Below are 21,558 nucleotides of genomic sequence, written 5' to 3'. Positions count from 1 at the left end.
TTGTCAGTGTGCAGCCCATTGCACCGTGGAGAGGTCAATTCCGTCCTTGTACATATCCCACAGCGGTGAAAGTGCGCGCAGCTTGCCGACCTTTTCACGGATCACGTTCACGGTGAAATCGATTTCCTCGACGGTGGTGAAGCGGCCGATGGAAAAGCGGATTGAGCTGTGCGCCAGTTCGTCCGACAGGCCCAGGGCGCGCAGGACATAGGAAGGTTCCAGGCTAGCCGAGGTACAGGCCGACCCGGAAGACACCGCCACATCCTTGATAGCCATGAGCAGCGATTCGCCCTCGACATAGTTGAAACTGATATTGAGGTTGTGCGGCACGCGACGCTCCAGGTCGCCATTGATGAAACATTCCTCTATATCGGCAAAACCTGTGTGCAGGCGGTCGCGCAGCATGCGGATGCGTTCGTTCTCGGTGCCCATGGCCAAGCGTGCCAGTTCGAAGGCTTCGCCCATGCCGACGATCTGGTGGGTGGCCAGGGTGCCCGAGCGCAGGCCGCGTTCATGCCCGCCGCCATGCATCTGCGCCTCCAGCCGAACGCGCGGCTTGCGTCCCACGTACAAGGCGCCGACGCCCTTGGGGCCATAGGTTTTGTGGGCCGAGAAGGACATCAGGTCGACCCTGAGGCGGGCCAGGTCGATGGCCACCTTACCGGTGGCCTGGGCGGCATCCACGTGCAGGAGCACGCCGCGCGCGCGGCAGATGTCGCCCAATGCGGCGATATCCTGAATCACGCCTATCTCGTTATTGACGTACATCACCGAGGCCAGGATGGTATCGGGCCGCAAGGCTGCTTCGAAGCTTGCCAGGTCGAGCAGGCCGTCGCTGCCGACCTCCAGGTAGGTCACATCAAAACCGCGGCGTTCCAGCTCACGCATTGTGTCGAGCACGGCCTTGTGTTCGGTCTTGACGGTGATGAGGTGGCGGCCCTTGCTACGCAGGAATTCAGCGGCACCTTTGATGGCCAGGTTGTTGGATTCGGTGGCGCCGGAGGTCCAGATGATTTCGCGCGCGTCGGCGTTGACCATCGCGGCGACTTGCTCGCGTGCATGTTCGACCGCCGCTTCGGCGGCCCAGCCGAAGCTGTGCGAGCGGCTGGCTGGGTTGCCCGGAATATCGGTCAGATAGGGAATCATTTTTTGAGCAACGCGCGGATCGACCGGGGTGGTCGCCGAATAATCGAGGTAGATCGGTAGTGATAATGAGGAGTGCATGGTGGGCTCCGGCAAACTGTGTGGGAGAACGGGTCTGTGCCTCGCTACGATATCGGCTTCAGCAAAGAGCATGCCATGCAAATAAATTCCATTAACCTTTTGAATTAAAAGGAGAAATTTTATTTTTTGCGGCCATTTATCTGCTTGCGGGATTGTCGCTTTTGTTGGATTCGTGACGATAGGGACGCCGATTTTGTTTCTTATGCGACGGGAGATTCAGCCCCGGAAAAGCGTGGATTTGCGGCAGAGATCGCAGCAATATCGGTATGGCTCACCGCTGAAACAGTCAAATTGTTGGTTTACTCGCGGAATTGACCCTCTCCGATCCGCTTAGCTCGATGCGCAGAGTCGATAGCACCTCTGGCCTCTATTCTGTGGACAGTGGCGACTCCCTCGCGCGCGCCCATGGTAGAAATGGCTTGTTCCCCCTTGACCGGGAACACTGTAGATTTGCATTGAAAACTGACCCACTTTTTGCTGGGATTTTGGCATCGAAAATTGACCCACGTTTGAGACACAATCTTTGGATGCATACGCATTCAAACTTTCAACGTGGCTAAAAACGGAATCCACTAAATCTAGAATGCAAAAACGCAGCCTCAGGCAGATGCATGCAGACCTACGTGTGCCCGGATTCGAGGGTCCATATGATCGTGTTGCAGCGTTTGCTAGGCAGTGGAAAGTGGATCAGTTAGACCGGGTCAGTTCTGCGAGCAAAGGAACACCCGTGTCCCTCGCAGTGCAAGAACTGCGGCATTGGTATGGTGGATTATCACGACAAAGAAAAGGTCGAATATTCGCACAATGCTATCGCTTGCCTGGCCAAGAAAGATCAGCTTGTGAGAGCCAAAGAGCCTGGCCTGGTGGTCGCAACTTTCAAACGGGTAATCTGGAAGAGCCGTGAGGTCTTGGACGTCCTCGTAGAAAACGTAAGCAGTCGTGAAAAGGCAGGTGACGTGTCATGCGCTATCTGCCTTTTCCAAAACTGATCACGATATAGACCAGTTCGGGATTGCCTCGAGGTATGGGATCCGCATTAGGGGCCAACGTTAAGGGTTGATTTGCTAGAGAAATTGACCCATTGTGATTTGGTCGGTCCCAAGTCTTCCCCCAATGTTTTTTTGAGGCTCTCTATCGACTGGTAACAGCACGCTGCCGGCATTGGCAAAACGCAGCGCTGAGCGGGTAGTACAATTCTTTCCGCACTCTGCAGATTGAAACTTGCCCTCGTGTCGAGGGGCCGGAAGATGTGAGCGCCAATGGAGTGCCTTAGTATCGGGCGCACCGGCGTTTGATCATGCTTGAAACAGGCAACAGGAACAGGATTCGGATGGACACTACCTGGCTGGAAGATTTTGTAGCGGCAAATCGGGAAGGCAGCTTCTCGCGCGCCGCGGAAGAACGTGCGATCAGCCAGCCTGCCTTCAGCAGGCGGATCCGCTGCCTGGAGGAGTGGGTGGGTGCAGCGCTGTTTGACCGCAGTGCACGTACCGTGCAGCTCACACCGGCCGGTGAACGCTTGAAGCCATTTGCCGAAGAGATATTGCGCCAGCTGGAAACGGGCCGCAAGGATGCACTGAGCGCGACCCAGGCGACCAGCGAGAAGCTCTTTTTTGCGGCCACGCATTCGCTGTCGCTGACTTTCTTCCCGCCGTGGCTGGGTACGCTCGAAAGGGAAGAACCGCTGATGTCGACGATCCAGTTGACGGCCGACAGCATGCAAGGATGTGAGCGGCTGATGATCGACGGGCAAGCGCAGTTTTTGCTGTGCCACCATCATCGCGCCGCCTCCAGCCTGCTCTCTGCCGACCGCTTCAAGTCAGTCATGCTGGGCGAAGATGTACTGGTGCCGGTGGCTGCGCCCACCCTCGCTGGCGACCCACTGTCGAAAGGCCCCTTCCTGGCCTATGCCGAATCATCGGGCATGGGGAGAATATTGCGTGCGGCGTGGGAAGAGAAAGGCCAGGCACCGCTGGCGGAGGCCGTCTTCACCTCACATATGGCGACCGTGCTGGTGATGATGGCGCGCGATGGGCGGGGCGTCGCGTGGTCCCCATTGAGCCTGGTGCAGGAGGACCTGCAATCTGGCCGGCTGGTGAAGCTGGGTGAGGCCAGCGATGAGGTGCGGATAGAAATACACCTGTTCCGGCCACGCGTGCGGCAGCTCAGGGCTGCCGAACGCTTTTGGGAACGCGCGCTGGAACGTGCGGCTCAGGCGCCGAGGAACTGATGCAGCTCCTCCAGGACCTCCTGCGGAGACTCTTCCTGTAGGGTATGTCCGCAATCGAGTGCGCGGCCGCTGACCTGGTCGGCTTTTTCGCGCCAGGTCTGCAACACGTCGTAGAGCTGTCCTACGGTTCCCCTCTTTCCCCACAGGGCCAGCACCGGCACTGAGATCCGATTCGTCTTGTCTTCGTCATCGTGCTGCAGGTCGATGCCGGCAGCGGCGCGATAGTCTTCGCAGATGGCGTGACGGGTTCTCGGATCGAGATAGCAGCGAAGATATTCCTCAAAGGCCGCCGCCTCTGTCGCACCGGCGATCTTGTTCTGTCCGTCGATGTGCTTGCGTAGGAAGAATTCCGGATCGGCATCGATGAGGCGTTCGGGCAGTGGATAGGGCTGGATGAGGAAGAACCACCAGAAATAGCGCGTGGCAAATTCCTTGTCCGTGCGCGCGTACATGGTCGTCGTCGGTGCGATATCGAACAAGGCAACGCGGGAAACCGCTTGCGGATAGTCCAGCGCCATGCGGTGCGCAACCCGTGCCCCCCGGTCATGACCGACCACCGCAAAGTGCCGATGCCCCAGCGCCTGCATCAGCTGCACCAGGTCGGTCGCCATCGCGCGCTTGGAATAATTGACGTGTCCGGCTCCGCCTTCGGGCTTGTCGCTGTCTCCATAGCCGCGCAGGTCGGCGGTCACGACGGTGTAGCGCCTGGCCAGTTCGGGGGCGATCTTGCGCCAGGTGACATGGGTCTGAGGATGGCCATGGATCAACAGCAAGGCCGGTCCGGCGCCGGCGATGGCGAAGCGGATCCGGATGTTCTCGGCGCTCGTGAAGTCCTGCAGTGAAAATCCCTGCAGGAACGGCGATTGCCCGATCGGGGTGAAATGTCCCGAAGTCTCTACACTCAACGAAACCATGGATTGTCCTTGAAATGCTTGTCTTGAAATGCCTGAATCTGATCACGCCAGGCCAGCGTCTGGCCGATCCCATCGAGTCCCTGCAACAGCGCAGTCTTGCGCATCGGGTCAATAGCGAAGCTTAGTTCAAAATCCGGTCCACTGATGGTTTGCAGCTGCAGGTCCACCGTCACCACGTTCAGGCCAGCTTGATCAGCAAGTTGCATGATGCAACTAAGCTCTTCTTGCTTGAGCGTGATCGTCAGCAGCCCGTTGCGTGCACAGTTGTCGGAGAAGATGCCCGCGAAGGAAGTCCCGAACAGGGCACGTACGCCATACTGCATGAGCCCCCACACTGCGTGTTCGCGGCTGGAACCGCAGCCGAAATTGTCGCCCACCACCAGGAATCGGGCATTTCTCCAGCTGGGCTGGTTGAGGATGAACTCCGGTCGCTCCTGGCCTGCGGAGTCGAAGCGCAGTTCGTGGAAGAGGCCACGCTCCAGGCCCCGGCGATCGATGCCTTTGAGGAATTGCTTGGGCATGATCACGTCGGTGTCGATATTGGCGGCATGCAGCGGAGCCACGATGCCTTGGACAATGGAAAACGCTTGCATCAGATACTCCCGGGATAGTGACGTGCATCGACCAGATGGCCTGCCAGTGCGGCGGCGGCGACCATGGCCGGGCTCATCAGGTGGGTACGGCCGCCGCTGCCTTGCCGGCCTTCGAAATTACGGTTGGTGCTGGAAGCACAGCGCTCGCCGCTGGCCAGGATGTCGTCATTCATGGCCAGGCACATCGAGCATCCGGATTGGCGCCACTCGAATCCGGCGTTCATGAAAATCCGGTCCAGCCCCTCCTGCTCGGCCTGCCGCCGTACCGAGCTGGAGCCTGGCACGACCATGGCGAAGACGCCGGCTGCGATCTTGCGCTCACCAATGACGCGCGCCGCATCGCGCAAGTCTTCGATGCGGGCATTGGTGCAGGAGCCGATGAAGGCGCGCTGGATCGAGATCGAACTGGCCGGCTGGCCTGCCTGCAAGCCCATATAGTCCAGCGCGCGCTGCATGCCCTGCCGGCGCACAGGATCGGCTTCCCGGGCCGGGTCCGGAATGTTGTCGCTGATGCGCACCGCCTGATCCGGACTGGTGCCCCAGGTCACCATCGGGACCAGGTCGGCCGCGTGCAAATGCACCTCGGCATCGAATACCGCGTCCTCGTCGCTGGCCAGCGTCTTCCATGAAGCAAGCGCTGCGTCCCACAGCGCATCCTTGGGGGCACGGGGACGTCCCTGCAGGTAGGCGATCACCTTGTCGTCGGGTGCCATGAGCGCACCGCGCGCGCCGCATTCCACCGCCATGTTGCAGATGGTCATGCGTGCCTCGACGCTGAGTGCGTCGATGGCAGTGCCCCGGAACTCGATGGCATAACCCGTCGCGCCGGCGGCACCGATCTTTTCGATCAGCGCCATGATGATGTCCTTGGAGGTCACGCCCGGCGGCAGCAGGCCGTCGACGGTGACCCGCATGCTCTTCAGGCGCCGGTAGACCAGCGTCTGGGTCGCCAGATAGTGCTCGATGTCCGAGGTGCCGATGCCAAAGCCAAGGCAGCCGAAGGCGCCATAGGTCGTGGTGTGGCTATCCCCGGCGGCGATCACCATGCCGGGCAGCACCAGCCCGATTTCGGGCATCACCACATGCTCGATCCCCTGCAGCGGATGCAGCACGTCGAACAGTTCGATGCCGAATTGCGCGCAGTTCTCGGCGAAGTAAGCCGTCTGGCGGGCGGCGCCAGGATCGGGCATCAGAGCGCTGCGGCGGGCTGCGGTCGGATTGACGTGGTCGACCGTGCCCAGCGCTGCCTCTGGCCGCCACACCGGCCGCTGCGCCTGTCGCAGACCGGTAAAGGCCTGCGGCGAGGTGTATTCGTTGAGCACCGTCCTGTCGATGTAGAGCAGCACCTGACGGGCCTCCTCGTCGAGGACCCGAACCAGGTGACTGTCGATCAATTTGTTGTAGAGCGTCTTGCCCATGTCATTTTCCTTGCACTAGATGGACTGCGAACCTGGAAAAGTCTAATCAGGTCGGCTCCTGGCCTCCAATGCAAATAGTGGATAGGTGTATTGAATAAACGAAATTGATTCGGCGGCGCGCGCGCCTTAGCCTAAGCGCCGATCCACCTTGCCGTCCGGACCATCAGAAAAATCAATTGGAGACCATCAACAATGATCATCAGGAAACTGTACGTACAGGTGCTGCTTGCCGTCATCGCGGGAGCAGCGCTGGGCTATTTTTCTCCCCATGTTGGCACCGAGCTGAAGGTGCTCAGTGACATCTTCATCAGGATGATAAAAATGGTCCTGGCCCCCGTGATCTTCTGCACGGTCGTGCTGGGCATCGCCAAGATGGAAAACATGAAGGAACTCGGTCGCGTGGGGGTGAAGGCCCTGGCGTACTTCGAGGTCGCCTCTACCGTCGCGCTCCTGTTCGGCCTGCTGGTGGTCAATATCGTCAGACCCGGCGCGGGCATGAATGTCGACGCCGCGCGCCTGAATGCGTCCGCAGTGAGCCAGTACACCGCCGCGGCCACCAAGCAGGACGGCATCATCGGCTTCATCGTCAACGCCGTACCGCAAAGCATCGTGGAAGCCTTTGCCAAGGGCGATATCCTGCAGATTCTTTTCTTCGGTGTCTTGCTGGGTATCGCCCTGTCCCAGATCGGACCGGTGGCAGGACCTGCCGTGGCTTTCATGGAAAGCTTCCTGGCCGGCGTGTTCAAGGTGGTCTCGATGGTGATGCGGGTGGCACCCTTGGGCGCATTCGGCGCCATGGCCTTCACCATTGGCGCCTATGGCATCGGCAGCATGCTGGCCTTGGGCAAGGTGCTCCTGTGCGTCTACCTCAGCTGCTTGTTGTTCGTGCTGCTTGGATTCGGACTGGTTGCGCGTCTGAGCGGCTTCTCTCTGTGGAAATTCCTGAAGTTCATCCGCGATGAGATCTTTACCGTGGCAGGGACCTGCTCTTCGGAATCCGTACTGCCGCAGCTCATGCGCAAGCTGGAATCGGCCGGCGTTCCGAAACCGGTGGTAGGCCTGGTCGTACCGGGAGGCTTGAGCTTCAATGCCGACGGCAGTGCGATCTACTTTTCGATTGCCGCCATCTTCATTGCGCAAGCGACCAACACGCCCTTGTCGCTGCTGGAGCAATTGACGATCCTGGGCGTGCTGATGCTCGCCTCCAAGGGCTCTGCCGGTGTGGCCGGCGCAGGCTTCATCACGCTGGCGGCCACACTGGCCTCGATGCATGCCATTCCTGTCTCCGGCCTGGTGCTCTTGCTCGGTGTCGACCGCTTCATGGCGGAGGCGCGCTCGGTCACCAACACGATCGGCAATGCCATCGGCGCAGTCGCCGTGGCGGCGTGGGAGAAATGCCTGGACCGCGATCAGCTGGCCCGGGCATTGAATGGCCAGGCTGATGGCACGGCCATCTCGCCAGCGCGCGTGGATGCCGGCCAGGAAACCGACATCCACGCTGTGCAGCCCTTCGGTCACTGAGAACTACCTAACAAACAGGAATGAGATCATGAGAAAAAACGCATTCACCACCTTGACCATGACCGGCATGGGCCTGGCCGCAATGGCCGGGGCGCAGGCGCAAAGCAGTGTCACCGTCTACGGGATCATTGACACCAGCCTGACCTACACCAGCAAGGTGGGTGCCGGCAACGGCAGCCGCTTGAGCATCGATTCGGGCGACCTGGCGACTTCCCGCGTCGGTTTCAAAGGCATGGAAGACCTGGGTGGAGGCTTGTCGGCTCTCTTTCATCTGGAGAACGGCTTCAATGCCGATAACGGATCACTGGGCACAGCCGATACCTTGTTTGACCGCAAGTCGGTGGTTGGCCTCAGCGGCAGTTTCGGTACGGTGACCATCGGTCGCCAGACGGATTACCTGGAAGACATCGGCGCCAGGTACACGTCGGCGCAGACCTTTGGCGGCAACGGGGTCAAAGGCGGACACTTCAACAATCTCGACCGGACTGCAGGCGGCGCCCGTACCAGCAATTCGGTGCGTTACGATACGGCCAAGCTGAGCGGCTTTACCGGCAGCCTTTTCTATGGATTCGGTGAGGTGGCGGGCAAGACATCTGCCGGCCAGGCTTTCGGTGTGGCCGCCAACTATGCGGCGGGCGCATTCGGGATGGGGGCCGGGTACTATCAAAGCAAGTTGGCGGCCGATGCGTTGCCCGCGCGCGCAGGTGAACCCAATCTGAAGACCTTCACGATCGGTACCAGCTACCAGTTCGGCCCGGCCAAGCTGTACGCCGCATGGTCGCAATCGAGGCAACCGACAGCGCCCGTCGTTTCCTCCACGGGCCTGGTCAATATCACCACTGCCACCAAGGCAAACGTCTTCGATGCCGGGGTGAGCTATGCCGTCACCGGCAACTTCTTCTTGCTGGGCAGCGCGATCCATGACCGCGCCGACGTCAAACGCGTGACTGCGGGCAAGACCAGGGTCTCGACCACGCAGCTCAATGTGGGCGTGGACTACTACCTGTCCAAACGCACCGACCTCTACGCGCTTTATACCCACCAGCGTGCCAATGGTGTCATCAATCCGGGTGTCGTCAATGCGGCGTACTCATCCTCGCCAGCTGACGACAGTTCGCAGAACGTGTTGCGCCTGGGCGTTCGGCACAAGTTCTGAAACGCGGATGCGCAGGTCGGTGCTGGCAGCCTGATCGGATCATCCGCCCAGGCTGCCGATTCAGCGTGCCTTCTGAAATTCATGCGCGGTATCGGCCTGGCGGCCTGCAGAGCTGGCAGCGTCGCCGCCAGCTTTCCGATACGGAAAACCCAGATGAAAACACGTCAGACCACCGCCACTCTCCACCCGGCAGCGTCCACCATGCAACTGCATGATGGAACGCACGATGGACAGGCCCAGTCCCCTGGACTGGCTTGAGTGCTGGTGCGAGGGATCCTCCTGGAAAAATCGGTCGAAGATATTTTTCATATCCGCACTGTCAATATCTGGCCCGTGATTGAGGAACTTGATCGACGTGCCTGATGAATGGGCTTGCGCACTCAGCGCGATGGCCTCCCCTGCATGCCTTCCAGGCCGCGACCGTGGTCCTGGCTGTCTTGATGGCCTCGCCTATGGGTTGCTGTACGGCATAGTAGGGTTCTGCTTAGGCCTTTGGCAGGTCACCCGCAAAATCCTTGACGAAGGCCTCTTCGCTGAGGCTGCCGCAGCAGTCGGCCGACCATTTCAATCCAGTACCCGCAGGGGCTGGCGGATAGCGCCGGGTCAAGGGGGGACAGTCTTCGCCAGCCTCGGGAGTACGCGCTGCGATATAGACCAGTCCCTTGACCTTCGGTGCGTCGCCGGCCTGGCATGATGACCATGCCGCCATAAGAGTGGCCCACCAGAATCACCGGACCATCCTGCTGGGCCAGTACGCCGTTGACTACGGCCACGTCGTCGTCCAGGGAAGTCGTAGGATTTTGCACCGCAGTCACATGCAGACCTTTGGCTTGCAGGAGCGGGATGACCCTGGACCAGCTGGAGCCGTCGGAAAACAAGCCGTGCACCAGGACGATGTTCTTCACCGGTTCGGCAGAAGCGGCTTCGGCGGCATAGGCTGCGGGCATGGCTGTAGCGCCAATCGGGCCGCAGGCCAGATACAGGGAGAGTGCGATCGAACGGGGTGTCATCAGAACTCCTTGGGAAATATGAGAGAGCAGCCACTCCAGATCGCCGGGGGAGACAAAACGATGACGTACCCATTACAAAACAATGACAGTTTCAGGCAATGCCGTGACCCTGCTTGCACGGGCGATCTGCGACGGCGCTTCGGCCTGGGTTACGTGCCGTCGCGAGACAACATGCAACGAGCTTGAGGCAGCGTCGGCGCCACAAAGATCAATGCGCTCTACGACTTGTATTTCCGCTTCAGGATGGCAATCAATCGCTGCGTGGCAGGGGAGAGATACACGCCGCGGCGATACGTGACGCCCATCGGCCGGTGCATGGTGGTTTCCTTGAGGACGAATTCCTTGAGCTCCTTGTGCCCTGATTTGAAGTTCAATCTTGACGCAAAGCCCAACAAATTGGTGCGTTCAATCAACGGCAAGATCATATTGAGAACGGTCGGTTCAATTTGAACGGTCGGCCTGGGAAGGTGGTTTCTGTCGAACACGTTATTGAGCCATTGGCGGCTCAGGACCGATTCCGCAGGAAGCACCCAGTGATATTCGAGCAGGGTACGTAGCGACCTTTTTTTCTTGAAGATCGGATGATTCGCGCGCGCCATCACCACCATCTGGTCCTGGATGATCACTTCCGTTTCAAAGTCTTCCTCGGTCTTGAGCAAGGGGCCCAGCACGATATCGAGTTCGCCTGCACGCAGCCCCTCATGCAGAGCATCATTCATGGCCACTTTTAATTCAATGGTCACGTTGGCTGCCTCTGCAAGAAGATCTTCGCAGACGGACGGAAGAATGTGCTCGGCCAGCGTCGGTATGCACCCCAGGCGGATCTTGCCCGCCTTGCCGGATGCATAGTCGCTGATTTCCCTGGTCGTGTCGTCCATCATCTGCCCAAGTTTTCGTGCACGTACCAGCAGGGCATGGCCAACCGAGGTCAGTTGAATCCCTCTGCCCACGCGGGCAAACAGCGGCGCGCCCAGTTGTTCTTCTATCCGGTGAATGCACTTTGTCAGTGCCGGCTGAGATTTATAGAGCCTCTCCGCTGCTCTGCCCATGTGACATTCTTCGGCGATTACTTCGAAATATTTCAGATCTCTGTAGTCCATGATTGATTACCAAAAGTAATTGGTTATGAAACAAAAAGAAAATATACATTAAAAAAGTCAGCGCGTAGACTCCTCCAAAAATCAAGAAACCGGGCATCGATGGCCCAAAAAAATTCGGAGACAGTGACTTTGAAAACGACTCAGACACGACGTGATTTCCTGTTCCAGTCGGGCGCAGTGCTGGCCAGCCTGGCAACGGCCGGGACCGTGCCTGCGGCCATGGCGGCTGACGCGGCGTTTCCCCATTCGAGCGGGCAAGAGCGCGCCAGCCGCAGCCTCCCCGCCAATGCCTGTGATTGCCACATGCATATCTACGACGACCGGTTTGCTCCCGTACCCGGCGCGCGCTTGGCCCACCCCGCAGCGACGGTCGCCATGTATCGCCAGATCCAGAAGCGAAACGGAACGACCCGCACCGTGGTGGTCACTCCGTCGGCGTATGGTACGGACAACAGCTGCACCTTGGATGCGCTGGCGCAGCTTGGTGCCGATGCACGTGGGGTGGCCGTAGTGGCCAAGGACGTGAGCGATGGCGAGCTGGCCCGCCTGGATCAGGCCGGCATCAAGGGCCTGCGCTTCAACGTGGCGATCACCTCAGTGATGACGCCGGACATGATCGAGCCGATGGCACGCCGGATCGCCCCCCTGGGCTGGCACCTGCAGCTGAACATGTCCAATGACGACCTGCTCGCCCACCGTGACATGCTGTCCAGGCTACCAGTGCCCATCGTGTTCGACCACTTTGCAAAGATTCCGGTCCAGGACAGCGCGTCGCACCCGGTGTTCAAGTTCGTCACCGAACTGCTGGCGGAAAAGTGCGCCTACATCAAGCTCTCCGGGGCCTACCTGGTCAGCAAGATCGGCGCGCCCGGCTACGGCGACGTGGCCCCGTTGGCGAGAAAGCTGGTCGACCTGGCGCCCACGCAGGTTCTGTGGGGCAGCGACTGGCCACATCCGACCGAACAGCACAAGCCGGACGACGCCGCGCTGGTGGACATGATGGTCCACTGGGCCGGCTCCCGGGAAAAACTCCAGGCACTGTTGGTCGACAACCCGGCGCGCCTGTATCACTTCTGAACGACAGATCATGAGCCAAACACAAGAAATCAAACTCCAGGGGCATGCCTCGGCCACCGGCGAGGTCCAGGTGGACGAGCAGGTGACGATGAAAAAGGTGCTGCGCCGCCTGATTCCTTTCATCCTTCTCTGCTACGTCGTCAGCTATCTCGATCGCATCAACGTCGGCTTCGCGGCCCTGACCATGAACAAGGACCTCGGTCTCACGCCCGCGCAGTTCGGCCTGGGGGCGGGCTTGTTCTTCATCGGCTATTTCTTCTTCGAGATTCCCAGCAATCTCGCGCTGCATAAATTCGGCGCGCGGATGTGGATTTCGCGCATCATGATTTCCTGGGGCCTCATCTCCATGGCCACCGCCTTTGTCGTGGGACCGAAGAGTTTCGCCCTGGCCCGCTTCCTCCTGGGGATGGCCGAGGCCGGCTTCACGCCGGGCATCTATCTCTACTTCACCAAGTGGTTCCCCGGTGCTTGGCGTGGCAAGGCGACGGCCTATTTCCTTGTCGGGATCCCGATCGCCAACATCATCGGCTCGCCCATCTCTGGCGCCCTGATGGAATTGCACGGGATGTGGGGATTCAAGGGCTGGCAAGTGCTGCTCTTGCTGGAAGCCCTGCCGGCAGTGGTACTGGGCGTGATGTGCTGGTTCCTCCTGCCAGACAGCCCTTCCAAGGCCAACTGGCTGAGCAAGAGCGAGAAGGGCTGGCTGGAATCCAAACTGGAAACCGAACAGAGCTCCCTGGCCGCCCGTCACGGCAACAAGCTCAAGGATGCCTTCAAGAACCCGCGCGTCTTTGCCCTGGCCGGTGCCAACTTCTGCGGCATTCTGGGTTCGCTCAGCATTGGCCTGTGGCTGCCGCAGATCATCAAGGAATTCGGCCTGCCATCGCATCAGGTCGGCCTGGTAGCCGCATTCCCCTATGTGGTCGGCGCCATCGCCATGACCGTGTGGGCAAAGCTCGCTGACCGCGGCGGCAATCGCCTGTTCTTCGTGGCCGGTGCCATCTCGGCCGCTGCCGTCTCGCTGAGCGTATCGGCCTTCCTGCATGACCCGCTCCTGAAGATGCTGGCCATCACCGTTGCGGTGTCGTCGATCCTCTCGTTCCAGGCGACCTTCTGGGCCATTCCTTCGGCATTCCTGACGGGACGTGCCGCAGCCGGTGGCCTGGCGCTGATCGTCTCGATCGGTAATCTCGGCGGCTTCGTGGGTCCTTCGGTGATTGGTTTCATCAGACAGGAGACGCAGGGTTTCACCTATCCGCTGCTCTTCGTTTCTGCAGCCTTGCTGCTGGGTGCGGTCATCACGCTGGTGTTCGGCAATCCGGCCCGCAGCAAATAAATCGCTTTCAGGGAATCCGATCATGAGCTTCTTTGCGCCTCCCCCCACCGTCGAGACGACGGTCTTTACCAGACTGCCGGAGCATTTCCGCAAGCTTCGCAAGACCTCTTGGGCCGATGCCAATCGCGGTGGCCAACCCATTGATTCCTTCCTCGAAGGCCCGTCCTTTGACCGTCAGGGACGGTTGTATGTGACCGATATCCCGAATGGCCGCATCTTCCGCATCTCGATGGGTGGCGATTGGGAGCTGGTGGCCGAATACGACGGCTGGCCCAACGGACTGAAAATCGACAAGAGCGGTCGCATCGTCATCACAGACTATCGGCGCGGCTTGGTCGAACTCGATCCGCAGACCGGTGTGGTGACCCCGCTGCTGGAGACCGTGGGATCCGAAGGCTTCAAGGGCGTCAACGACCTGGTGTTCGGGCCGGAAGGAGAGATCTATTTCACCGACCAGGGACAGTCGGGCCTGCAGGATCCGACCGGCCGGGTCTACCGGCTTGCCCCCTCGGGCGAGCTGACCTGCCTCATCAATACGATTCCCAGCCCGAACGGGATCGTCTATGACCCCGCCCTGAACCACCTGCTCGTGGCCGTCACGCGCGCCCAGCAGATCTGGCGCATTCCCCTGCACAACAGGGGCGTGGTGGGCAAGGTCGGCGTATTCGCCAACCTGCACGGCGGCATGGCCGGCCCGGATGGCCTGGCGCTGGACTCGGAGAGCTGCCTCTACATCGCCCATACCGGTTTCGGTTCCATCTGGCGCCTGTCACGCTTTGCCGAACCGCTGCTGCGCATCCGCTCCAATGCGGGCATCTCGACCACCAACCTGGCCTTCGGCGGTCCGGACAACAAGAGCCTGTTCATCACGGAATCGGCCACCGGTTCCATTCTTCGCGCGGAGGTACCGGTGGCGGGTCTGCCGATGTACTCCCACGCAGCGTGAGCCTTCACAAGAAGACCTTTCTCATCCATCCGTTTCCATACAAAGGACCAACATGAGCACCACCAAACCTGACCTGATCCGCGATTTCGAGCGCGTCGATGCCGACACCGTCGCCAAGGCTTCCCAATTCGCCGCCTCCATCCTGGCCGATGTCGCGGGCCGTCGCGGCACCCTCAGCAGCCGCATCAGCCCCTTGACTCCCGAAACCCGGGTGGCCGGTCCGGCCCTGACGGTGGAAGTCCGTCCTGGCGACAACTTGATGATCCATGCCGCCATGGCCGTTGCCAAGCCCGGCGACGTGCTGGTGATCGACGGCAAGGGCGATGAAAGCTGCGCGCTCATGGGCGAGATCATGGTCTCCCAATGCAAGGCCATTGGTGTGGCCGGCATCATCATCTTCGGCTCGGTGCGCGATACCGAGGCCATTCGCGAAATCGGCTTCCCGGTATATGCGGTGGGCGCCAACCCGAACGGCCCGACCAAGAACATCGCCGGCCGTGTCAACTGGCCGATTTCGGTGGGCGGGACCTCGGTGCAGCCGGGCGACCTCATCGTCGGTGACGCCGATGGCGTGGTCGTCGTCGAGCGCGAGAAAGCGCCGGGGCTGCTGGCGGCCGCAGCAAAGAAGGTCCAGGACGAGACCAAGCGCCTGACCGAAATCCGCACCGGTGGTCCGCTGCGTCCGAGCTGGCTGGAAGGCGCACTGCGCAAGGCCGGTGCCCTGGGCGAAGGAGAAGTGTTGTGAGCGGGCGCGATAAAAAAGGGGTAGTGGTCGTCACCGGTGTCGATCTGGCAGCGCAAGCCGTCGAGATGCTGCGTGACTACGAGTTGGTCTTCGCCGGTTCCAAGCCGACCGAAGATGACCTGGTCAAGCTGTCCGAGCAGCACAAGCCGGTGGGCATCATCGTGCGATACGGAGCCATCACGCCCCGCATCATGGACGCCAACAAGGCGCTGCGCGTCATTTCCAAGCACGGCACCGGCATTGATACCATCGACAGCAAGGCGGCGCAGGAGCGCGGCATTGCCGTCAAGGCGGCCACCGGCGCGAACGCGCCGGCCGTGGCCGAGCATACCTGGGCACTCATCTTCGCCTGCGCCAAGGGTGTGGTACACCTGGACGCGCGCATGCGCCAGGGCCACTGGGACAAGTCGACCCACAAAAGCCTGGAGCTGCAAGGCCGCACCCTTGGTCTGGTCGGCCTGGGGGCCATCGGCCGCCGTGTTGCAGCCACTGCGGTCTCACTGGGCATGCGCGTCATTGCACACGACCCCTACGCCAAGGACGCCATTGCCGGCGTGGAAGTGGTGGGCCTGGACCGCATCTTCTCCGAAGCGGATGTACTCTCCCTGCATTGCCCGCTCACTGCCGAGAACAAGCATATGATCAATGCTCAATCCCTGGCCAAGATGAAGCAGGGGGCCATTCTCGTCAACACGGCACGCGGTGGCCTCATCGACGAGAAGGCGCTCATCGAGGCATTGGCCAGCGGCAAGTTGCGCAGCGCCGGCCTGGACAGCTTCGAGCAGGAGCCGATGGTGCAGAATCACCCGCTGCAAAACATCAGCAACGTGATCCTGAGCCCCCACGTCGGTGGCGTTTCCGATCATGCCTACGTCGCGATGGGCACGGGCGCTGCGGCCAATTTGCTGGCGGTGGTCGAGGCAGAACAAGCGATTGCCTGATTCGACAATAACGACGGTCAGCCGCCAGGGACAAGGCGGAGACCGTCTCCTGAGAGAGAGTTCATGGAGACTACAACCAATAACGAGCAGAAGCTCGAAGAGGCGACCATCAAGAGAATCATCTGGCGCCTCATGCCTTTCCTGATGCTGTGCTACCTGTTTGCTTTCATCGATCGCGGCAACATTGGCATGGCAGCATTGCAGATGAACCATGACATCGGACTGTCTTCAAAGATGTTCGGTTTTGCGGGCAGCCTCTTTTTTATCGCCTACTTCATCTTTGAAGTACCCAGCAATCTCGCCCTGCAGCGCTATGGGGCAAGGAAGTGGCTGGCACGGATCATGATCACTTGGGGCCTCATTTCTGCCAGTACGGCCTTTGTACAGGGCGCGCACTCCCTGTATGTGGTCCGCTTCCTGCTCGGGGCTGCAGAGGCCGGGTTCTTCCCAGGCGTCGTGCTGTATCTGACGTACTGGTTTCCTGCGGCCTATCGGGCCCGTATCGTCGCGCTCTTCATGGTCGCCATTCCGGCCGCCAGTTTCATTGCGTCCCCGATTTCCGCGCTGCTGCTACAGATGGATGGCATCGGGGGGCTCCGAGGGTGGCATTGGCTGTTCATCATAGAAGGCTTACCTACGGTGTTGCTTGGCGTGATCTGCCTTCGCTTCCTCACTGACCGTCCCGCTCAGGCATCGTGGCTCAGCGTGGAGCAGCGCGAGTGGCTGACAAAGACCATGGACAAGGAGGCGGCCGCCCGCGCCGCCAAGACGCATGTCCCGCTCTGGAAACTGTTCAGTACGCCCCAGGTGTGGGCCATGGCGCTGATCTGCTCCTGCGCCTCGGCAGCCGGAACTGTGCTCAACGTGTGGCAGCCGCAGTTGCTCAAATCCTTCGGCCTCACCGTACTCCAGACCGGCCTGGTCAATTCGATTCCCTACGCCGTGGCGTCAATCCTGATGGTCTGGTGGGGACGCCACTCCGATCGCACTGGCGAACGTCGCTGGCATACCGCGATTCCCCTGCTGTTGATCGGTGGCGGCATGGCCCTGGCCTCGGTATTCCACTCCCTGGTACCGACCGTGATCATACTGTCGATGGTGCTCATCGGGGCGTATTCCTTCAAGGGCCCGTTCTGGGCAATGGCAACCAGCTGGCTTGCCACCGGCTCGGCAGCGGCCGGACTGGCGGGGATCAACGCGGTGTCCAACCTGATCGGCGGCGGCCTGATGGTCAACGTCTACGGGTGGGTCAAGGAGGCCACCGGCAGCTATTCGATGGCCTTGCTGCCGATGGTGCTGATGTCCTTGGCCAGCGTCACGATCCTGTTCTTCCTCAGCCGCAAATCGAGCCGTCCTGGCGCCGCGCTGAAAGAAGCCACCAGGTAAATTGTCCCGGCAGCAAGGCCGCCATCTGCATCTGCAGTGGCGCCTTGCCTGCCCGGCGTGTTTGATTGCCTCCATCAAGGAAAGTAAATTGATTCAGACCTTTCTCGCTGCTCCCACCCAGGGCAGCGTCGCTGCCATGTTCATGCGCCCGGGACAAGCGCAGGGTGCGTGCGCATGACATCGCCAGCAAATACGCTCTCTGGCACCGTGCCGGGCACGGCGATGGAAGTGCCGCACTCGGGGGGGAGTCAGGCGCCACACCATCCGGTGCCGCCGGGTGCCGTGGACTGCCATCACCATATCTTCGATCCGCGCTTTCCCCGCGCCAATAGCCGCAGCACGATCTGGGGAACGGTGGATGACTATCGTCGCCTGAAGCAGCGGCTTGGCCTGAGCCGCTCGGTGGTCGTTTCGCCCCAGAGCTACGGCTTCGACAACCGTTGCCTGGTTGACGCCCTCGATGCGCTGGGGGAACAAGCGCGTGGCGTGGTAGCGGTGCCGCCGGATGTGAGCGACGCCGAACTCGATCGCCTGCATCTTCACGGCGTGCGCGGCGTGCGTCTCTACCTGATCGGCGATGCGCCGACGCCACCGGAGCGCTTCATCGACTATGCACGCCGCATCGAGCGCCTGGGATGGCACATCCAGGTCATCGCCGTGGAGGGGGAAGCACTGATGGCGGCCGAGCCAGCCTTGCAGGCGCTGCCCTGCACACTGGTCATCGATCACTTCGGCTATGTGCCCCAGCCGGAAGGCGCGGCGCATCCGACGATGGCGGCCCTGTTGCGCCTGCTGGCCAACGGCAAGACCTATGTGAAGCTGTCTGCCCCGTACATTACCTCTCGGCTGGGGCCGCAGGGCTACGCGGATCTAGATGCGGTCGCAGTGGCCTTGATCAAGGCGGCTCCGGAACGCGTGCTGTGGGGGAGCGACTGGCCGCATACCCTGGTCACCACCGATCCCAAGCCCGACGATGCCGCGATGCTGGATCGGCTCGTGCGCTGGGCGCCGCAGGAGAGTGTGCGCCATCGCATCCTGGTGGACAACCCCGGGCGGCTGTACTGGAAAGACTAGCCGGCGCAGCACGTCAGATCGGCAGGCATCCTGCTGAAGTCATCATTGAAGACCAAGAGAACAACAAGCCTGTCAGGCACAGGCCCTCGCGGAGACAAACATGAAAACAAACAAATTCACGCTGGTGGCGCTGCTCGCCTTCGGCATGTTCATCAACGCCATCGACCGGGGCGCACTGGGCGTGGCGGCCCCGCAAATGCTCAAGGATCTCAATATGGATCCGGGCGTGATGGGCATTGCCCTCTCAGCGTTCTATTGCAGCTATATCCTGTGCATGATTCCTGTCGGCCGACTGGCCGACAAGTACGGTGCCAAGACTGCGCTAGGCTGGGCGGCGGCATTCTGGTCAGTGGCCTCGGCTGCGACCGGGCTGATCCAGGGATTCTATGGTTTGATCGCCGTGCGCCTCGGCGTGGGTGCTGGCGAGACGGCGGGCAATCCCTTGAGCGCCAAAGTCATCAACGAGAATTTCCCGTCGGCCGAGCGTGCGCGCGCCACCGCGTGGTGCCTGTCGGGTACCAAGCTGGGCATGGCAGCCGTGCCCGTCATCATGGGATTCCTGATGACCTGGTGGAGCTGGCGTACCGCTTTTCTGGTGACGGGTATCGGCAGCCTGCTGTGGTGTCTGGCGTGGTATGTGTTGTTTCGCGAGCAGAAGCGGGATACCGCCGGGGAAGAGGGCACAAAACCGGGGAGCATGCCGATTCCGTGGAAAAAGCTGTTGAGCAACCGCACCATCCTCGGTCTGATGCTGACCAAATTCTTCCTGGACTACCTGTGGGTGGTCTTCATCAGCTGGCTCCCCAGCTACCTGGTCATGGAGCGCGGATTTTCCTTCCTCAAGATGGGGCTGTACGCCTCGATTCCGTGGATCGTCGGATTCATCGCCCAGCCGGCGATGGGACATTTCTCCGATTGGCTCATCAAGAAGGGCGTCAGCGTGACCAAGGCGCGCAAGTATGCGCTGGTGGGTTCGCAAGCGGTTGCGGCTTCCGTCATTGCGGTGGGCTTCGTGGATGATCCGCTCATTGCGGTCATCCTGCTGACCGTCAACATCGCCGGTGAGTCCGCCTCGGCTGGCATCATGTGGACCATCCTGACCGAGGTTTCGCCCAAGGGCATGGGGGGCACCGTCGCCAGCGCCGTCAATACCGTGAGTTCGATCGCTGGCGTCATGGCCCCGACCATTACCGGATTCATCTACAAATTCACCGGGAGCTTCCAGTTGGCGTTGCTGGTGGCCGGTGTCGGCATCCTGATCTCGGCCATGTCGATGCTGTTCGTGGTGCAGGAGATCAAGCCGGTTGATCTGGCAACCAAGGGGTGAAACAGGCGTCCCTGGCCGGTGAGCCAGGGCCTCTGCAAGGCAGCAGCGAGCGCGGCTGCATGTCTCGCATTCGTTGCCGCCCGCAATCATCTGTCCTTGATGTTCTTCTCGGCCCACTGCTCTGCGGTGGTGACCGCAATCGATTGCCGGGCATTGAACGTGCCTGCCTTCGGCCAAGCCACACCCTTGCCTTGCGCAAAGACGGCGCGGTATTTCTTGATGTGATGAGAAGGATCCTTTTTCAGTTCGTCGAGCAGGTAAGGCACGCTCCAGACATTGCGCCGGAAAGGGCGCTCGAGGACGCGTTCCAGAATATTGGCCACCTCGCCGTAGGTCACCGTATCACCCGACAGATAGACGATTTCATTCTTGAAGCGCGGCTCGAAAAAGACGATCTCCGCCGTCAGCACGCCAATGTCATCCGGTGTGGTCAGCGTCACGCTGGTGTCCAGGCTGCCCAGGGCATTGACGGTGTCGTTGGCGAAGTCCACCACTTCAAACACCGGTTCGAACATGAAACTGGTGAACATGCCGGTCGAGATGATGACCCATTCCGTCTTGCTCTGCGCGCGCAGCAGTTCGCGCACATCGAGCTGTGCATCGAACAGGTCCTGCGGACTGCCGCGTCCGATGGCTTCGAAATCGACACCGAACTGCCACGGGAAGTAGCGCTTTACTCCCGAGCGCAAGGCGGCCGTGGCGAGCTTCATCGGCGTCTCGCGGCCGGCGACCATGCCGGCACAGCCGATGACGGTATCAAAGCGCGCGAAGATTTCTGCCAGCTGATCGATCGTATCGTTCACAAGATCAGCCGCCACCATCCGGATACCCAGCGCGCGGAGTTCGTCGATCTCCGCTTTCTTTGCGGGCACTCGTGTATTGATCGTCGATTCCCTGAGCAGTACGCTGATGGTCGAGCCGGGCGCACGTTCTGCCACACGCGCGAGATTGCGCAATACCGGAAGGCCGAGTTCGCCTGCGCCTAACACGAGGATGGATTGGGGCGGGAGTTGGGGTGTGGCATGCATGATCTGTCCTGAGGGTCGTTGCTGATAAGATGGCCGCATGGTTGCACGATCACGCAACGCTCTCAAGAAGGCACACAGATGATACCAAGGGCAGCAATCATTGCTGACGAAGCACTGAAGGAGGCAGAAGCCATCTGCCAGACCTTGCGCGAGGATGACGATGGCGTCCGGCGCGATGTCCTTGCGCATGCGGGCAGCCGCTGGGCGCTCGGCATCCTGCACGCGCTCGGCGTGTACGGTACGCTGCGCCACGCGGAGCTCAAGCGCCAGCTCAGTGGCGTGACCCAGCGCATGCTCACCAAGACCCTGCGCACACTGGAACGCGATGGCCTGCTGCTGCGTCACGAAACCGATGAAAAGCCGCTGCGCGTGGAGTACGAACTCACTGTGCTGGGCAAGGAATTGCTGCTGCGCATGTCACCGATCTGGACTTGGGTAGTGGAACACGCGGAGGACTTCCGCCGGGCGCGCCACACCTTTGATCGCCAGAGCCAAGGCGCAGAAAATATCCACCGGAGCTGGTAGTCCCTGT

Annotated in this window: 20 protein-coding genes; 12 read left to right on the top strand and 8 right to left on the bottom strand. The window is 60.8% G+C overall.

Translation table 11 applies throughout. The features are described 5' to 3' along the window. Positions 1-3 precede the first annotated feature (3 nt). A complete protein-coding gene (locus VE092_RS05475; RefSeq protein WP_324874605.1) occupies positions 4-1,224 on the bottom strand; it encodes an IscS subfamily cysteine desulfurase in 1,221 nt (406 codons plus the stop codon). Positions 1,225-2,554: 1,330 nt separating this feature from the next. On the opposite strand from VE092_RS05475, the gene VE092_RS05465 reads away from it, so the two are divergent. Then, complete coding sequence (locus VE092_RS05465; protein ID WP_324874603.1) at positions 2,555-3,454, top strand: LysR family transcriptional regulator; 900 nt, start codon at positions 2,555-2,557, stop codon at positions 3,452-3,454. On the opposite strand, the gene VE092_RS05460 is transcribed toward VE092_RS05465, so the two are convergent. Genes VE092_RS05460 through leuC form a run of 3 tightly spaced genes read right to left on the bottom strand, consistent with a single transcriptional unit; the run spans position 3,436 to position 6,379 of the window. Then, positions 3,436-4,368 (bottom strand): alpha/beta hydrolase, encoded by a 933-nt coding sequence (locus VE092_RS05460; RefSeq protein ID WP_324874601.1) that lies wholly within the window; start codon positions 4,366-4,368, stop codon positions 3,436-3,438. The two genes, VE092_RS05465 and VE092_RS05460, sit on opposite strands and share 19 nt — an antisense overlap. After that, entirely contained in the window at positions 4,356-4,961 is a 606-nt protein-coding gene (gene leuD / locus VE092_RS05455; RefSeq protein ID WP_324874599.1) for a 3-isopropylmalate dehydratase small subunit, read from the bottom strand. The genes VE092_RS05460 and leuD overlap by 13 nt, the downstream gene beginning before the upstream one ends. After that, positions 4,961-6,379, bottom strand: coding sequence for a 3-isopropylmalate dehydratase large subunit (gene leuC, locus VE092_RS05450; protein ID WP_324874596.1), 1,419 nt, complete (start codon positions 6,377-6,379; stop codon positions 4,961-4,963). The genes leuD and leuC overlap by 1 nt, the downstream gene beginning before the upstream one ends. 192 nt (positions 6,380-6,571) lie before the next feature. On the opposite strand from leuC, the gene dctA reads away from it, so the two are divergent. Further along, positions 6,572-7,900, top strand: a complete 1,329-nt coding sequence (gene dctA / locus VE092_RS05445) for a C4-dicarboxylate transporter DctA (protein ID WP_324874594.1) — start codon at positions 6,572-6,574, stop codon at positions 7,898-7,900. 58 nt (positions 7,901-7,958) lie between these two features. Then, the gene (locus VE092_RS05440) at positions 7,959-9,056 is read left to right on the top strand and encodes a porin (RefSeq protein WP_324874636.1); all 1,098 of its coding nucleotides are present in this window, start codon (positions 7,959-7,961) and stop codon (positions 9,054-9,056) included. A gap of 60 nt (positions 9,057-9,116) precedes the next feature. On the opposite strand, the gene VE092_RS05435 is transcribed toward VE092_RS05440, so the two are convergent. From VE092_RS05435 to VE092_RS05425, 3 genes are all read right to left on the bottom strand, one after another. Then, positions 9,117-9,440 carry an ATP-binding protein gene (locus VE092_RS05435; RefSeq protein WP_324874634.1) on the bottom strand — a complete coding sequence of 108 codons (324 nt, stop codon included), beginning with the start codon at positions 9,438-9,440 and terminating at the stop codon, positions 9,117-9,119. A 116-nt stretch (positions 9,441-9,556) separates the two neighbouring features. After that, positions 9,557-10,066 carry an alpha/beta hydrolase gene (locus tag VE092_RS05430; RefSeq protein ID WP_324874592.1) on the bottom strand — a complete coding sequence of 170 codons (510 nt, stop codon included), beginning with the start codon at positions 10,064-10,066 and terminating at the stop codon, positions 9,557-9,559. 218 nt (positions 10,067-10,284) lie between these two features. Then, entirely contained in the window at positions 10,285-11,166 is an 882-nt protein-coding gene (locus VE092_RS05425; RefSeq protein WP_324874590.1) for a LysR family transcriptional regulator, read from the bottom strand. Between the two features lie 129 nt (positions 11,167-11,295). Between VE092_RS05425 and VE092_RS05420 the strand changes: the two genes are divergently transcribed. The 8 genes from VE092_RS05420 to VE092_RS05385 all read left to right on the top strand — a co-directional run bounded on the left by VE092_RS05420 (position 11,296) and on the right by VE092_RS05385 (position 19,998). Continuing rightward, complete coding sequence (locus VE092_RS05420) at positions 11,296-12,243, top strand: amidohydrolase family protein (protein ID WP_324874588.1); 948 nt, start codon at positions 11,296-11,298, stop codon at positions 12,241-12,243. Positions 12,244-12,253: 10 nt separating this feature from the next. Next, complete coding sequence (locus VE092_RS05415; RefSeq protein ID WP_324874586.1) at positions 12,254-13,579, top strand: MFS transporter; 1,326 nt, start codon at positions 12,254-12,256, stop codon at positions 13,577-13,579. 22 nt (positions 13,580-13,601) lie between these two features. Further along, positions 13,602-14,525 carry an SMP-30/gluconolactonase/LRE family protein gene (locus tag VE092_RS05410; RefSeq protein WP_324874584.1) on the top strand — a complete coding sequence of 308 codons (924 nt, stop codon included), beginning with the start codon at positions 13,602-13,604 and terminating at the stop codon, positions 14,523-14,525. 52 nt (positions 14,526-14,577) lie between these two features. Beyond that, positions 14,578-15,270 (top strand): RraA family protein, encoded by a 693-nt coding sequence (locus tag VE092_RS05405; RefSeq protein WP_324874582.1) that lies wholly within the window; start codon positions 14,578-14,580, stop codon positions 15,268-15,270. After that, positions 15,267-16,211 carry a hydroxyacid dehydrogenase gene (locus VE092_RS05400; protein ID WP_324874580.1) on the top strand — a complete coding sequence of 315 codons (945 nt, stop codon included), beginning with the start codon at positions 15,267-15,269 and terminating at the stop codon, positions 16,209-16,211. Before VE092_RS05405 ends, VE092_RS05400 begins: the two co-directional genes overlap by 4 nt. 63 nt (positions 16,212-16,274) lie before the next feature. Next, positions 16,275-17,597, top strand: a complete 1,323-nt coding sequence (locus tag VE092_RS05395; protein WP_324874578.1) for an MFS transporter — start codon at positions 16,275-16,277, stop codon at positions 17,595-17,597. 174 nt (positions 17,598-17,771) lie between these two features. Further along, complete coding sequence (locus tag VE092_RS05390) at positions 17,772-18,671, top strand: amidohydrolase family protein (RefSeq protein WP_324874576.1); 900 nt, start codon at positions 17,772-17,774, stop codon at positions 18,669-18,671. A gap of 100 nt (positions 18,672-18,771) precedes the next feature. Beyond that, positions 18,772-19,998 (top strand): MFS transporter, encoded by a 1,227-nt coding sequence (locus VE092_RS05385; protein ID WP_324874574.1) that lies wholly within the window; start codon positions 18,772-18,774, stop codon positions 19,996-19,998. Between the two features lie 86 nt (positions 19,999-20,084). Here the strand turns inward: VE092_RS05385 and VE092_RS05380 are convergent, their stop codons facing one another. Further along, entirely contained in the window at positions 20,085-21,026 is a 942-nt protein-coding gene (locus VE092_RS05380; protein WP_324874572.1) for an aromatic alcohol reductase, read from the bottom strand. Between the two features lie 78 nt (positions 21,027-21,104). Between VE092_RS05380 and VE092_RS05375 the strand changes: the two genes are divergently transcribed. Beyond that, positions 21,105-21,551, top strand: a complete 447-nt coding sequence (locus VE092_RS05375; protein WP_324874570.1) for a winged helix-turn-helix transcriptional regulator — start codon at positions 21,105-21,107, stop codon at positions 21,549-21,551. The last annotated feature ends 7 nt before the right edge of the window (positions 21,552-21,558 follow it).

It is taken from the genome of Herbaspirillum sp. (assembly GCF_035644555.1).
In the GTDB taxonomy this organism is placed as follows: Bacteria; Pseudomonadota; Gammaproteobacteria; order Burkholderiales; family Burkholderiaceae_D; genus Herbaspirillum.
This window is presented reverse-complemented; position numbering and strand designations above follow the sequence as displayed.

Bases quoted from the DNA above. Each gene is read 5' to 3' on its own strand.
- VE092_RS05410 (WP_324874584.1), top strand. From the start codon at position 13,602: ATGAGCTTCTTTGCGCCTCCCCCCACCGTCGAGACGACGGTCTTTACC.
- VE092_RS05425 (WP_324874590.1), bottom strand. From the start codon at position 11,166: ATGGACTACAGAGATCTGAAATATTTCGAAGTAATCGCCGAAGAATGT.
- VE092_RS05475 (WP_324874605.1), bottom strand. From the start codon at position 1,224: ATGCACTCCTCATTATCACTACCGATCTACCTCGATTATTCGGCGACC.
- VE092_RS05375 (WP_324874570.1), top strand. From the start codon at position 21,105: ATGATACCAAGGGCAGCAATCATTGCTGACGAAGCACTGAAGGAGGCA.
- VE092_RS05395 (WP_324874578.1), top strand. From the start codon at position 16,275: ATGGAGACTACAACCAATAACGAGCAGAAGCTCGAAGAGGCGACCATC.
- VE092_RS05390 (WP_324874576.1), top strand. From the start codon at position 17,772: ATGACATCGCCAGCAAATACGCTCTCTGGCACCGTGCCGGGCACGGCG.
- VE092_RS05440 (WP_324874636.1), top strand. From the start codon at position 7,959: ATGACCGGCATGGGCCTGGCCGCAATGGCCGGGGCGCAGGCGCAAAGC.
- VE092_RS05465 (WP_324874603.1), top strand. From the start codon at position 2,555: ATGGACACTACCTGGCTGGAAGATTTTGTAGCGGCAAATCGGGAAGGC.
- VE092_RS05385 (WP_324874574.1), top strand. From the start codon at position 18,772: ATGAAAACAAACAAATTCACGCTGGTGGCGCTGCTCGCCTTCGGCATG.
- leuD (WP_324874599.1), bottom strand. From the start codon at position 4,961: ATGCAAGCGTTTTCCATTGTCCAAGGCATCGTGGCTCCGCTGCATGCC.
- VE092_RS05430 (WP_324874592.1), bottom strand. From the start codon at position 10,066: ATGACACCCCGTTCGATCGCACTCTCCCTGTATCTGGCCTGCGGCCCG.
- dctA (WP_324874594.1), top strand. From the start codon at position 6,572: ATGATCATCAGGAAACTGTACGTACAGGTGCTGCTTGCCGTCATCGCG.
- VE092_RS05415 (WP_324874586.1), top strand. From the start codon at position 12,254: ATGAGCCAAACACAAGAAATCAAACTCCAGGGGCATGCCTCGGCCACC.
- VE092_RS05460 (WP_324874601.1), bottom strand. From the start codon at position 4,368: ATGGTTTCGTTGAGTGTAGAGACTTCGGGACATTTCACCCCGATCGGG.
- VE092_RS05405 (WP_324874582.1), top strand. From the start codon at position 14,578: ATGAGCACCACCAAACCTGACCTGATCCGCGATTTCGAGCGCGTCGAT.
- leuC (WP_324874596.1), bottom strand. From the start codon at position 6,379: ATGGGCAAGACGCTCTACAACAAATTGATCGACAGTCACCTGGTTCGG.
- VE092_RS05380 (WP_324874572.1), bottom strand. From the start codon at position 21,026: ATGCATGCCACACCCCAACTCCCGCCCCAATCCATCCTCGTGTTAGGC.